Source organism: Janthinobacterium aquaticum (assembly GCF_009208565.1).
Lineage (GTDB): Bacteria > Pseudomonadota > Gammaproteobacteria > Burkholderiales > Burkholderiaceae_D > Janthinobacterium.
Window position 1 is genome coordinate 264083 of record NZ_WFLK01000004.1, and the last position, 12691, is coordinate 276773.

9 protein-coding genes and 1 pseudogene are annotated in these 12691 nt (G+C 64.3%); 8 read left to right on the plus strand and 2 right to left on the minus strand.

From position 1 onward, the window contains the following. The first annotated feature begins 82 nt into the window (after positions 1-82). The 8 genes and pseudogenes from GCM43_RS08950 to GCM43_RS08985 all read left to right on the plus strand — a co-directional run bounded on the left by GCM43_RS08950 (position 83) and on the right by GCM43_RS08985 (position 9779). On the plus strand, positions 83-1363 hold the full coding sequence (locus GCM43_RS08950) for an ABC transporter substrate-binding protein (RefSeq protein ID WP_152243330.1): 1281 nt from the start codon (positions 83-85) through the stop codon (positions 1361-1363). Between the two features lie 114 nt (positions 1364-1477). Then, positions 1478-2368, plus strand: a complete 891-nt coding sequence (locus GCM43_RS08955) for a carbohydrate ABC transporter permease (RefSeq protein ID WP_152243332.1) — start codon at positions 1478-1480, stop codon at positions 2366-2368. After that, the gene (locus GCM43_RS08960) at positions 2356-3183 is read left to right on the plus strand and encodes a carbohydrate ABC transporter permease (protein WP_152243334.1); all 828 of its coding nucleotides are present in this window, start codon (positions 2356-2358) and stop codon (positions 3181-3183) included. Before GCM43_RS08955 ends, GCM43_RS08960 begins: the two co-directional genes overlap by 13 nt. Before the next feature lie 30 nt (positions 3184-3213). Beyond that, positions 3214-4248 carry an NAD(P)-dependent alcohol dehydrogenase gene (locus tag GCM43_RS08965; protein WP_152243336.1) on the plus strand — a complete coding sequence of 345 codons (1035 nt, stop codon included), beginning with the start codon at positions 3214-3216 and terminating at the stop codon, positions 4246-4248. A 24-nt stretch (positions 4249-4272) separates the two neighbouring features. After that, a pseudogene (locus GCM43_RS08970) lies at positions 4273-5367 on the plus strand (ABC transporter ATP-binding protein); the annotation flags it as partial. Positions 5368-5417: 50 nt separating this feature from the next. Further along, complete coding sequence (locus GCM43_RS08975) at positions 5418-6296, plus strand: AraC family transcriptional regulator (protein WP_193315575.1); 879 nt, start codon at positions 5418-5420, stop codon at positions 6294-6296. A 43-nt stretch (positions 6297-6339) separates the two neighbouring features. Then, on the plus strand, positions 6340-7815 hold the full coding sequence (gene xylB / locus GCM43_RS08980; RefSeq protein WP_152243340.1) for a xylulokinase: 1476 nt from the start codon (positions 6340-6342) through the stop codon (positions 7813-7815). Between the two features lie 155 nt (positions 7816-7970). Next, positions 7971-9779, plus strand: coding sequence for a putative bifunctional diguanylate cyclase/phosphodiesterase (locus GCM43_RS08985; RefSeq protein WP_226929408.1), 1809 nt, complete (start codon positions 7971-7973; stop codon positions 9777-9779). Here the strand turns inward: GCM43_RS08985 and GCM43_RS08990 are convergent. Together GCM43_RS08990 and GCM43_RS08995 are read right to left on the minus strand one after the other, a co-directional pair. Beyond that, positions 9760-10152, minus strand: coding sequence for a DUF6331 family protein (locus tag GCM43_RS08990; RefSeq protein ID WP_152243344.1), 393 nt, complete (start codon positions 10150-10152; stop codon positions 9760-9762). The two genes, GCM43_RS08985 and GCM43_RS08990, sit on opposite strands and share 20 nt — an antisense overlap. Before the next feature lie 62 nt (positions 10153-10214). Further along, positions 10215-12659 carry a TonB-dependent siderophore receptor gene (locus GCM43_RS08995; protein WP_152243346.1) on the minus strand — a complete coding sequence of 815 codons (2445 nt, stop codon included), beginning with the start codon at positions 12657-12659 and terminating at the stop codon, positions 10215-10217. Positions 12660-12691 lie beyond the last annotated feature (32 nt).

Sequence of the window (12691 nt, forward strand, 5' to 3'; positions counted from 1 at the left end):
TTGCAGTGGTGGCGGCCGGTCTTTGTTTTTATAGTGGCTTTACCGGTGGAGAACCGCCGGACTATAAAAATGGAGACCATCAATGAAAATCGTAACTGCTGTTGCGTGCGGCGCTCTCGCGTCCGCCGGTTTGATGAGCGTGCCGATGGCGTCGGCACAAAGCTGCAAGGTACCCGTACTGAAGGTGCTCGCGCAAAAGAGCCTGGGCCTGACGGTGATGGAAAAGACCCTGGTCGACTATGAGAAAGCCAGCGGCACCAAGGTGCAGATCAGCTATTTTGGCGAGAACGACCGCCGCGCCAAGGCGCGCCTGGACGCCTCCACCAAGGCCGGCTCCTACCAGGTCTACTATATCGATGAAGCCAACGTGGCTGAATTTGCCGCCGCCGGCTGGGTTCAGCCGCTGCTCAAGTATTTGCCCAAGGACGCCGACTACGATGACTTCCTGCCGGGACGTCGCGCCGTGGCAAGCTATAACGGCGTCGCCTATTTCGCGCCGCTGATCGGCGGCAGCGACTTCCTGTTCTACCGCCGCGACCTGCTGGAAAAGGCCGGCGTTGCCGTGCCCAAGACGCTCGACGAACTGGTCGCAGCCGTGAAAAAAATGCACAGTCCGCCGAACATCTATGGCTGGGCGGCGCGCGGCCAGCGTGGCTCGGGCATGAATGTGTGGCGCTGGGCGCCGTTCATGCTCGCTGCCGGCGGCAAATGGGAAAACAATGGCGTGCCGGCCTTCAATTCTGCGCAGGCCGTGAAAGCAACCACGCTTTACCGCGATCTGTTCAAGTATGCGCCACCGGGCGGCGCCACCTATGACTGGAGCAATGCGCTCGAAGCGTTCAGGTCCGGCAAGGTTGCCTTCATGATTGAGTCCACGCCGTTTGCCGACTGGATGGAAGACCCGAAAAAATCGTCGGTGGTCGACAAGGTCGGCTATGCGCGTCCGCCGGCACCGCTGGCGTCAGCTGCCTACGGCCATGGCCTGGCCATTTCCACCTCGGGCGCCAAAGACGAATGCACGCGCCAGGCGGCCGGCAAGTTCATTGCCTTTGCCACCGGCAAGGAGCAGGAACAGGCGCGCCTGAAGGACGGCGTGTTCAGCGACTACAACCGCAGCAGCACCGTCAACAGCGACTACTTCCGCAAGCACGTCAAGCCGCAGATCCAGGCCGGCCTGACCGACACCACGCCAGTCTCGCGCGTGACCATCTGGCCTAGCCCCGAATGGCCGGATATCGGCGACAACCTGGGCGTGGTGCTCGAAGAAGTGTTTACCGGTACCCGCGGCGACGTGCAAAGTGCGCTCGATGAGGCGAACGAGTATGCAACGGACGTCGTGCAGCGCGCGAAGAAGCGCAAGTAACCTTCTTCCACCCAGCATCTGAACAGCCGGAGTCGGACGGGGACGTCTGGTCCCGCCGGGTCCGACCCCGGTAGTTCGCCGCTGGGGTAAAAATGACGCCTGAAAGCCATCCTCATGCCGCATTCTTCTCATAAAAAACGCCATACCTGGCTGCCGGCGGTGTTTCTCACGCTGCCCATGCTGGTGCTGCTGGTACTGGGCCTGGTGCCCACCATTGCCGCCATCAACCTGGCCCTGCAAAACCGCGTGCTGCGCTACAGCGACAGCGACTATGTAGGCCTGGCCAACTTCGCGCGCCTGTTTGGCGACCGCCGCTTCCTGAACGCCGTGCAGGTCTCTGCCGTGTGGGAAGTGGTGACGGTAGCCGGTTCGCTGATCGCCGGCGTGCTGCTGGCCGTGTTCCTGTTTGAAAAAGTCAGGGGCCGTACACGCGATGTCATTGCACTGCTGCTGATCGTGCCGGTGCTGATGCCGCGCGTGTCGGCGGCCTTTATCTGGAAGTTCATGTATTCGCCGCTGATGGGCATTCTCAACTGGCTGCTGGAAATCGTGGGGCTGGGCGGCAGCGCGCTGCTGGCCGATCCGGCTACTGCCCTGTATGCGGTGGCGCTGGTCGATATCTGGCAGTGGGGCCTGTTCTTTGGCGCCGTGATATTGAAACTGCTGGAAACCTTACCGCACGAACCGCTGGAGGCGGCGCGCCTCGATTACGCCAGCACACTGCAGGTATATGCGTATATCGCGCTGCCGATGCTCAAGGTGCCCATCATGAGCCTGGTGTTTATCAAGATGGTCGAGTCGCTGCGCTCGTTCGACCTGATCTACGTGATGACCAAGGGCGGCCCCGGCATCGCCACCGAAACGCTGGACATGTACGCCTATGCGCAAGGCATCGGACTGATGGGCAAGGTGTCGTACGCGTCCAGCATGGCCGTGCTGATGATGCTGGCCACCACCATCATCTTTACCCTGCTCTGGAAGCGAGTCGCCAAATGGGAAAACTGACCCTGCGCCGTCCTGTGGACGCCATCTCCACCACTGCCATTGCTACCTTGATTGTGCTCGTGGCGCTGTTTCCCATCCTGTGGGCGGTGCTCAATTCATTCAAGGAGCTGATGGATATCGTCACGCCCGTGCCGCGCTTTGTTTTCAGCCCCACGCTGGCCAACTACCGCCAGGTGCTGGCCAGCCCCGAAGTGCTGACGGGTCTGGGTAACAGCGTGGCCATCGTCGGCATTGCCGTGCTGCTGGGGGCCGTTCTGGGCGTGCCGGCTGCCTACGCGATTGCGCGCTATCCGGTGCCGGCCAAGAAGGACATCCAGTTTTTTCTGCTGTCCTTGCGTTTCCTGCCGCCGGTAGCAGTGGCCATTCCGCTCATCTCGATCTGGATCGACCTGGGACTGTACGACTCGCGCCTGTCGATGATCGTCACCTATCTGCTGGTGACGCTGTCGACCATTATCTGGCTGTCGATACCAGCCTTTGCGCGCATACCCAAAGAGATCGAGGAAGCGGCAGCGCTCGACGGCTACGGGCCGTACCAGGTGTTCTGGCGCGTGGCGCTGCCGGTGGCGTCCAAGACGCTGATGGGCGGCATCGTGTTCAGCTTCGTGCTGGTCTGGAATGAACTGATGATCGCGCTGGCGCTGACCTCGTCGAAAAGCGTCACCTTGCCGGTGATTGCCTCGGCCTTTACCTCGATGGGCCAGGAGGTGCCGTGGGGCGTGGTCAACGCCTCCACCGTCCTGCTGGCGCTGCCGCCACTGCTGTTTGTCGGCATCCTGGGGCGGCTGCTCAACTCCATGCTCAAACATAAATAAGCCATATCACAACCGATCAAGGACATCATCATGCAAACACTGGTACTGGAAAAAATCGACAACATCACGCTGCGCGAGATCGACCTGCCGCTGGCAGTGGGGCCGCGCGACGTGAAAATCAGAATACACACGGTGGGCATCTGCGGCAGCGATGTGCACTACTTCAAGCACGGCGGAATCGGCCCGTTCGTGGTCGAAGAGCCGATGGTGCTGGGCCATGAGGCGTCTGGCGTGGTGGCCGAAGTGGGCGAACAGGTCACGCACCTGAAAGTGGGCGACCGTGTCTGCATGGAGCCGGGCGTGCCGCAGTTCGATTCGCCGGCCACCATGCGCGGGCTGTACAACCTGGACCCGGCCGTGCGCTTCTGGGCCACTCCGCCGATCCACGGTTGCCTCACGCCCTACGTGGTGCATCCGGCTGCCTTTACCTTCAAGCTCCCCGACAATGTCAGCTTCGGAGAGGGCGCCATCGTCGAGCCGCTGGCCATCGGCCTGCAGGCGGCGACCAAGGCGGCCATCAAGCCGGGCGACGTGGCGGTCGTGATCGGCGCCGGCACCATCGGTGCCATGACGGCGCTCGCGGCGCTTGCCGGTGGCTGCTCGCGCGTGATCCTGGCCGACCTGGTGCCGGAAAAGCTGGCGCTGTTTGCCGGCAATCCGGCCGTGACCACGGTCGATGTGCGCCATGCCAGCCTGTCCGAGGTGGTGCAACAGGCCACCGAAGGCTGGGGCGCCGACGTCGTGTTCGAGGCGAGCGGCAGCCTGCGCGCCTATGACAATATCATCGACCTGCTGTGCCCGAACGGCTGCCTGGTGCTGGTCGGCATGCCACCGGAAAAAGTGCCATTCGATATCGTGGCCATCCAGGCCAAGGAGGTGCGCATCGAGTCGGTGTTCCGCTACGCCAATATCTTCCCGCGCGCGATCGCCTTGCTCGCTTCCGGCAAGATCGATGTCAAACCTTTCATCTCGCGCACCTTCGGCTTTGCCGATGGCGTGCAGGCGTTCAAAGAGGCGGCCAAGGGCCAGCCCGGCGACGTGAAAATACAGATCGAGCTGGCTTGAGCCAGCCGTCAAGGAGACCAGAACATGGCAAGCATCGCCTGCAGGCAGCTGCACAAGACCTATGACCAGAAAACGGCGGTGCTGCAGCCGTTCGACCTGGAAATCGACGATGGCGAATTCATCGTCCTGCTCGGCCCTTCGGGCTGCGGCAAGTCCACTTTGCTGCGCATGGTGGCAGGGCTGGAAGACATCAGCAGCGGCGAGCTGCTGATCGGCCAGAACGTTGTCAACGACCTGCCGGCGCGCGAGCGAAACGTGGCCATGGTGTTCCAGAACTACGCGCTCTATCCGCACATGACGGTGTACGACAATATCGCTTTTGGCCTGCGCCGGCTGAAAGTGCCGGCCGTCGAGATCGACCGCCGCGTGCGCGAGGTGGCGGCCATCCTGAGCCTCGATGCGCTGCTCGAGCGCAAGCCGCGCGCCATGTCCGGCGGCCAGCAGCAGCGCACCGCCATCGCACGCGCCATGATCAAGACGCCGCAGGTGTTCCTGTTCGACGAACCGCTGTCGAACCTGGACGCCAAGTTGCGCGCGCAGCTGCGCGCCGATATCAAGCGGCTGCACCGGCGCCTGCGCACCACCACGCTGTACGTCACGTACGACCAGCTCGAAGCGATGACGCTGGCCGACCGCGTGGTGCTGATGAAGGGCGGCCATATCGAGCAGATCGGCACGCCGGCCGAGTTGTACAACCATCCTCGCACGCTGTTTGCAGCCGGCTTTATCGGCACGCCGGCCATGAACTTCATCGACGGCGTGATTGAAAAGGTGGACGGACAGACCGTGCTCGCTTGCGCCGGCTATCGCTGGCCGCTGGCGTCGAGCCGCTTTGCCTCGCTCGCTGCCGGCCACAAGGTGGTATTCGGCCTGCGCCCCAACCATTTGCGCGCTGCTGCAGCCGATACGCCCGGCGCGGCCGGGGTGCATGGCCTGCGCTGCGTGGTCGACCTGGTCGAGCTGCTGGGCGCCGAAGCGCTGATCAGCTTTCAGTGCGGGCAGGTGAATCTGTCGGCGCTGCTGCCGGCGCATGGCGCCGGTGGCGACGCGCAGCCGGGCCAGGCGCTGGCGCTGGCCTTCGATGAAGCGCATATGCACCTGTTCGACGCCGATAGCGGCCTGGTGCTGGCAGCGGTAGAATAGTCCACCACAACGCGCAAGGGACTGCCGTGACGCCTGACCTGGAACTGATCCATAAACCAATGCACGAATCGTTCCGTGCCTGGGCGCACGGCTATCCGCATGCGGTGGCCAAATGGCATTTCCATCCCGAGTACGAACTGCACATCATTACCGAGTCGACCGGCAAGTTTTTTGTCGGTGACCATATCGGCAACCATGCGCCGGGTAACCTGGTGCTGACCGGTCCCAACCTGCCGCACAACTGGATCAGCGAACTGGCCGAGGGCGTGCGGCTGGCCGAGCGCGACCTGGTGCTGCAGTTCTCCAGCGACTTTATCGAGCGCTGCGCGCAGCTGCTGCCGGAACTGGCGCCGGTCGGGGTGCTGATGCAGGATGCGGCGCGCGGGCTGCAGTTTCCCGATGCGCTGGGCCTGGAGCTGGCACCGCTGATGCAGGAGCTGACCACGGCGCAGGGACCGCGCCGGGTCGAACTGTTTGCACGCGTGCTGGGTGCACTGTGCGACTGCCGCGAACGCCGGCCGCTGGCCAGCGCCAATTACCTGGCGCAGGCAGGGCGCTATATGTCCTCGACCATCAACCAGGTGCTGGCCTATATCAAACAGAACATCACGCTCGATTTTTGCGAGCAGGACGTGGCCGACGTAGCCGAGATGAATACGCTCAAATTCACGCGCTTTTTTCGCAAGCACACGGGCATGTCGTTTATCCACTATGTCAACCAGGAACGCATAGCGCTGGCCTGCGAGCTGCTGATGAACACCGATCTGAAGGTAACCGAAATCTGCTACCGCACCGGCTTTAACAACCTGTCCAATTTCAACCGCCAGTTCCTGGCCTATAAGCAGATGTCGCCGTCGAAGTTTCGCGCCTGCCTGCTGATGAACCTGAACGAACCGGCCGCCTGACGGCCATCTTTTATCCTGCCCTTCACCTTTCTAACGGACCCCCATGACTTATCTCGGCATCGATATCGGCACCTCCGAAGTCAAAGCCATCCTGCTTGATGACGCGCAGGCCATCCTGGCAACCAGCGGTGTGACGCTGCGCGTGGCCAGCCCGCATCCCGGCTGGTCCGAACAGAATCCCGAGGACTGGTGGCATGCCACGCTGGACGTGATTGCGGCCATCCGCGCGGCCCAGCCGGTGGCGTTTTCGGGCCTGCGCGGCATCGGCCTGTCGGGCCAGATGCACGGCGCAACACTGCTCGACAAGCAGCAGCACGTGCTGCGCGCCGCCATCTTGTGGAACGACACGCGCGCCTTTGCCGAATGCGTGGAACTCGAAGCGCTGGTACCCGAATCGCGCGCCATTACCGGCAACCAGGCCATGCCCGGCTTTACCGCGCCCAAGCTGCTGTGGCTGCAAAAATACGAGCCGGCGCTGTTTCGCGCCACCGCCAAGGTGCTGCTGCCCAAGGATTATGTGGCGCTGCGCCTGACGGGTGAGTTTGTGACCGATATGTCGGACGCTTCGGGCACGCTGTGGCTGGACGTGGCCAAACGCGACTGGTCCGATCGCATGCTGGCGGCCACCGGGCTGTCGCGCGAACATATGCCGCGCCTGGTCGAAGGCAGCGCGCCGGCCGCGCAGGTACGCCCGGCCTTGTGCGCCGAGTGGGGCATCAGCCACCCGGTGCTGCTGGCCGGCGGCGCCGGCGACAATGCGGCTGCCGCCGTGGGACTGGGCGTGGTCGAGCCAGGCGCCGGCCTGCTGTCGCTGGGCACCTCGGGCGTGCTGTTTGCCGGCAGCGACGGCTTTGCGCCCAATCCGGGCCAGGGCGTGCATGCGTTCTGCCACTGCCTGCCCGGACGCTGGCACCAGATGAGCGTGATCCTGAGCGCCGCAGCCAGCCTGAGCTGGGTGGCGCAGCTGACGCAGTCAACCGATATCGGCGAACTGGTGGCGCAGGCTGCCAATGTGGAAGCGCGCAAGGCGCCGCTGTTCCTGCCTTACCTGAGCGGCGAGCGCACGCCGCACAATGACGCCAATGCGCGCGGCGTGTTTTTCGGGCTGGCCAGTGACCATGGCCGTGCCGAACTTGCCTACAGCGTGATGGAAGGCGTGGCCTTTGCCATGGCCGATGGCAACGAGGCGCTGCGCAGCGCCGGCACGCATCTGTCGCAGGCTTCGTTTGTCGGCGGCGGTTCGCGCAGCCGCTTCTGGGCCCAGCTGTGCGCCAGTGCATCGGGCATGACGGTGCTGCGCCACGACCATGGCGCAGCCGGCGGCACCATGGGCGCGGCGCGCCTGGCGCAGATGGCCGTGACAGGCCGTCCGCCAGTGGAAGTGTGCACGCGGCCACCGGTGGCCGAAGCCATTGCGCCGCAGGCCGACAGCGTGCTGGCCGACCGCCTGGCGCGCTACCGCCGCCTGTATCCCTTGCTGCGCGAGGAGTTTGCCGCAGCGGCCGAGGCAGCGCGCTGATTGATGGCGCTCAAGCAGGTCACGAACAGGTGAAAATAGTGCGCTGATTCTTATATTATTTCCTTTCCGCAAGCTCCAGCAGTGTCGACTGGCGCTGCAAGGCGCGCTTTGCAAAGGAAATTCATGGCCACCCATTTTCGCCTGCCTGGTGCCGCGTGAGCGCGTCCTGGCTGCTGCCGGGCATATTGCTCGGCTCGCTGCTCAGCTTGCTCTTATCGCTGTTGCTCAGTACGGTGCTGGCCTGGTGCGCGGCGCAGCGCCGGTACCGCCGGCGCGAAGGCAACGCGCGCGCGGCGGCGCTGCTGCAGGCCCTGCCTGCTGCCGTGATCGGCACCGACCGGCATGGCGTGGTGCGCTATCTGAACGCGCGTGCCGCCAGCCTGGGCGGCTTGCCGTCGGGGCAGGGCGTGGGCGCCTCGGTGGCGCAGCTGCTGCCGCTGTTCCACGACGGCGCCCCCATCGACATGGCGTGCCAGGTGCGCGACTGCGTGACGCAACAGGCGCTGCTCGACGTGTCGCGCGGCGCCGTGCTGCTGCGCCAGTCCGACGGCGCGCGCGTCGATGTGCAGTACAGCTGCGCGCCGCTGGCGCACGGCGATGGTGCGGTCCTGTTGCTGCACGATGTGTCGGCGCGCCGGCATGCCGAGCAGCAGCTTGAATTTATCGCCCACCACGATGGCCTGACCGGCCTGCCGAACCGCCTGCATTTCCAGATCCGCTGCGAGCACGCCATCGCCTATGCGCGGCGCCACCGTTCCCTGCTGGCCGTGCTGTTTGTCGATATCGACCGCTTCAAGCCCATCAACGACAGCCTGGGCCACGACGTGGGCGACGCGGTGCTGGCACAATTTGCGCAGCGGGTGCAGCAGTGCGTGCGCAAGGTCGATACGGTGGCGCGCCAGGGCGGTGACGAATTCATTATCCTGCTGACCGAACTGCATGCGGCGCAGGACGCCGAACGGGTGGCTGGAAAAATCATCGCCGCCATTGCCGCGCCGTTTGTCGTCAAGGAGTACAGCCTGTCGGTGGCCGCCAGCGTCGGCATTGCGCTGTATCCGGACGATGACGACGATGTGCCGGCGCTGATTGAAAAGGCCGACCTGGCCATGTACGCGGCCAAGCGGCGCGCGCCTGGCACCTTGCTGCGCTATGCGCCGCGCATGCAGGTGCAGTCCTGTTCGCGCGCCATCCTGGAAACGGCGCTGCGCCATGCGCTTGAGCGCAACGAATTCATGCTCCATTACCAGCCCAGGATCAATCTGCAGACGCGCACCATGACGGGCGTCAAGGCGCTGCTGCGCTGGAAGCATCCGGAGCAGGGCTTGATGATGCCGCTCGATTTTTTGCCGGTGCTCGAAGAAAGCACCCTGATCCTGCCGGTCGGCGCCTGGGTGCTGGCCACGGCGGTGGAGCAGGCCAGGTGCTGGCTACAGGAAGGGCACTGCCTGACGGTGTCGGTCAGCCTGTCGGCGCGCCAGTTCTACCAGCGCGATATCGCGCGCAATGTTGGCGCCGCACTGGCAGCGGCCGGCGTGCCCGGCCACTGCATCGAACTGGATATCGCTGCCGGCATCCTGATCGATCGCAACTACAATTGCGAGCAGATACTGCAGCAGTTTCGCCAGCTGGGCATGACGATTTGCATCAGCGACTTTGGCACCGGCGAGGCGTCGCTCAAGCTGCTCAGGCGCTTCCCGGCCGACGCCGTCAGGATCGAAAAGTGTTTTGTCGATGAGCTGGGACGCGACAGCGAAGATGGCGCCAGCATGGCGCGCGCCATCGTGGCAATGGCGCGTACGCTGGGCCTGCGCACGATTGCCAGCGGCGTGGAAAACGCCGCGCAGCTGGCGCTGCTCTCCGACATGGGCTGCGATGAGGCGTTCGGCTATCTGCTGGGCCGCGCCATGACGCCGGCCGACATCGCGCCCCTGCCGGGCAACGCCATCAGCGCTGGTGCGAACTGATGCATCTGTCGAGATGGCCCAGCAGCTGCAGCAGCGCGCGCCGGTCGACATAGTTGTTCATGGTGCTGCTGACCAGCACTTCGGGCGCCTTTGCCACGGCTTGCGTGGCCTCTTTCAGCGCCGTGCGCCAGGCTGTTGCATCGGCTCCGGGAGCGTCGAGGGCGGCATGCACCGCTGCGCAACTGAAGTCATAGGCGTCAAAGCCGCAGCAGCCGGCCACGCACTGGGTTTCCAGGCGCGCCAGCAGCTCCCACAGGCCGTGCAGGTACGGATCAACTTCATGCGCGTGCGCATAGCAGCCATCGAGATCCCTGACCTCAATCCAGACGCCGTCTGCAATCGGGATATCGTTCTTGTGTTCAGGCTCTGTCATGTTCATCGGTCAGCTTATTGCGGTGCACGGCACTGTAGCAGCTTTCGCTCACGGCAGCCGGTTCAGAACCGGTAACGCAGCGACAGCATGGCGTTGCGCGGGTCGCCATAGTAGCCGCCCATGCCGGTCGAGTGGTAGCGTTTGTCGAACACGTTGTTGACATTCAGGGTAGCCGTCAGGCGCGGGTTGAGCGGGTATTGCGCCATCAGGCCGGCCACCGCATAGCTGTCCTGCGTGAAGCGCTCGCCGTTCGGGCCGCGGTCGTCCATGTAGATGCCGCTTTGCCAGTTCACGCCGGCCCCCAGAACCAGGCCGGGCAGGCCTTGCGACAGGCGGTAGGTGCTCCACAGCTTGACCTGCGATTGCGGCTGGTTGGTCTGGATACGCTCACCCTGCGCATTGCGGATGCGGCTGTAGGCATAGCTGGCCGTCAGTTGCCAGTCCGGGCGCAACTGGCCCGATACTTCCGCCTCGAAGCCGCGCGTGGTGGCGCCCTTGACCGTGTGATAGGCGTACGAGCCGCCGCCGGTGCCGATGATCCAGATATTGCCCGGATCGGCTTCGGCCAGGTTTTCCTGGCGCAGTTGGTACACGGACGCGCTGGTGTTCAAGGCGCCGTTGAAGAACTCACCCTTCACGCCGGCCTCGTAGTTCTTGCCTTCGAGCGGCGGCAGGAAGCGGCTGTTGACATCGCGCTGGCTTTGCGGCGTGAAAATGCTCGTGTAGCTGGCGTAGGCCGACCAGTGTGGCCCCAAGTCATACACCAGCCCCGCATACGGGGTGATCTTGCCGTTTTCGCGCATCGCGTCATACAGGTCGGTGTCGGCGTCGTAATCGCTGCGGATATCGCGCTTCCAGTACGACAGGCGCGCGCCCAGGATCACTGACAGCGCTTCCGTCGGGCGCAGACGCAGCGTGGCATACAGGCCGCTTTCGCGCTCCTTGTCATAGGAAGTGCCGAGCCGCGTGCCGCGGTAGTCAGGTACCGGCATGGCGCCATTCCAGGCATTGATGTCGGGGATGCTGTAGTCATAGCCGTCCAGGCGCCAGCCCGGGTAGATCGGGCTGTTGGTTTCGAGTTCCGACGTGCTCACGCCGAACACCAGTTCATGCTGGCGCCCGAACGCCTGGAACGGTCCGCTGACATAGGCGTCAAGCGCGGTCTGCTGCGGTTTGCTGTGCCAGTTGGCCAGCCACAGTTTCAGGTTGGCGCCGCTGATGCGATCGGCATAGCCGTTGCCGGCAAAACCCTGCAGGGCGTCATAGCGGTTGCTGCTGCGGCTGACGGCCAGCTTGGCGATCCAGCCGTTGTCAAAATAATGGTCGAGCGTGGCGAACAGCATGCTCTGTTCGCGGTCGTAGGTGCTCCATGCAGCCGTGCCGTTCATCGAGCGCTTGAAATGGGTCAGCGAACCATCGCTGTAAAAGGCGGGAAATTCGCGCCCGGCGCCATTCAGCTTTTCCTTCTGGTAGTTCACGCCGGCGCTGAGCACTGTCGATGGCGACAGGTCGGCTTCGACGATGGCGTACAGCACGTCTTTTTTCTGGCGATAGCGCTCGATAAACGAATGCTGGTCTTCATGTGCGGCGACGATGCGGGCGCGCACGCTGCCGTCCTGGTTCAACGGCGTGGACAGGTCGCCATCGATGCGATAGCGGTCCCACGAGCCGGCCTGCACGCCGGCCGAGGCGGCAAACGTGCGGCCCGGGCGCTTGCGCACCAGGTTGATGGCCGCCGACGGACTGCCGGTGCCGCTGATCAGGCCGGTGGCGCCGCGGATGATCTCGACGCGGTCATAGATGGCCGCGTCATAGGTGCGCGCTTCGAGGTTCTTGCTGGTCGGTATGCCATCGAACATGTACGACGTGACTTCAAAGCCGCGCGAGAACACCTGGTCGTATTCGCGCGTGCTCGACGAGCGGTCAACCGTGATGCCGGGTGACTGCACCAGCACGTCCTGCAAGGTGCGCAGGCCCTGGTCTTCGATCTGCTGGCGCGTGATCACGCTGACCGCTTGCGGCGTTTCGCGCAGCGACAGGTTCAGGCGCGTGGCGCTGGTCAGGCCGGCGTAGCTGCGCTTGCCTTCGGTGGTGCCGTCGCGCAGTGCGCTGGAACTGACGGCCACTTCGCCGAGCGTGGCGGCAATCGGCGCGGCAGACGTGCTTTTGCGCAGCACATAGCTGCGCTCGGCGCCGGGCACCGCTTCAAGGCCGGTGCCGGCCAGCAGTTGCGCCAGCGCTTGCGGCACCGTATAGCTGCCCTGCAGGCCGGGCGAGCGCAAGCCCTGCAGCAGTTCGGCCGCGCCGCCCACGTTGACCCTGGCGTTAATGGCAAAGGCGGCAAGCGCGGTGGGCAGGTCGCCGGCCGGCACGCTGTAATGCGTTGCGCTGGTGCTGGCGCTGGCAGTATCGGCCGCCATGGCGGGCAGCTGTGCCAGCGACAGCAGCAACAGCGCGCTGCCAACGGCGCGGGCGAGGGGAGACAGGTTCAGATGGTGCAGATGCATGGTATAGCCTTTCCAGTGGAATCAAGTAAGCG